The organism is Psychrobacter sp. 1U2 (genome assembly GCF_051847575.1).
In genome coordinates this window covers 1-625 of sequence record NZ_JBPYDC010001335.1, presented here as the reverse complement: position 1 = coordinate 625, position 625 = coordinate 1, and the positions used below count along the sequence as shown (strand labels likewise).

The window sequence follows — 625 nt, the reverse complement described above, 5'->3', positions numbered from 1 at the left end:
CGCACAAGGCCATGTTGCTGCCTTAAGCTATTTGCAGAAGAAAAATCTACCTGTTGGATTTTTACCTATTAATTTAGGTACTGGGAAAGGTACATCTGTATTAGAACTGGTATCTGCTTTTTCTGAAGTATCTGAGCAACCAATACCTTATCAGTTCGTTGCCCGTCGCGTAGGTGACATAGCCAGTTGCTATGCAAGTGCTAATAAAGCGAAAGATTTATTAGGATGGGAAGCCAAACTGTCTATCACTGAGATGTGTCAAGATACTTGGCGTTGGCAGCGTATGAGCCCTAATGGTTGTGAATCATAGGCTCTTAAATTCATTATAGTAATATATCAAATGTTATTTAATCAAAAAATTTAGAGGTATAATACATGAGCGTTATAATTCAAGCGGGGCATCCTTCTTCATATTCTTCTTTATTAATAGAAATGTTATACGATAGAGGACTAAAGAAAGCAGAGGATTCCAATTTACAACAATTAACTTCCGAACAAGTATCTAAAAATCTATATAAAATTAATAAAAAGTCAAAAGATATAGAGCATAATAAGCTTGCTGATAGTATCTCTGTAGACTTTCTACTTGCTAATATCGATCAGTATATATGGGGTTGGGAAAGCC

General features: G+C 35.4%; 1 protein-coding gene and 1 pseudogene. Both read left to right on the top strand.

The features are described 5' to 3' along the window. A pseudogene (locus ACS8FD_RS21945) lies at positions 1-310 on the top strand (UDP-glucose 4-epimerase GalE); the annotation flags it as partial. Between the two features lie 65 nt (positions 311-375). Next, positions 376-625 (top strand): hypothetical protein (locus tag ACS8FD_RS21940; protein ID WP_439277424.1); only part of this gene is annotated, 250 nt, incomplete at its 3' end.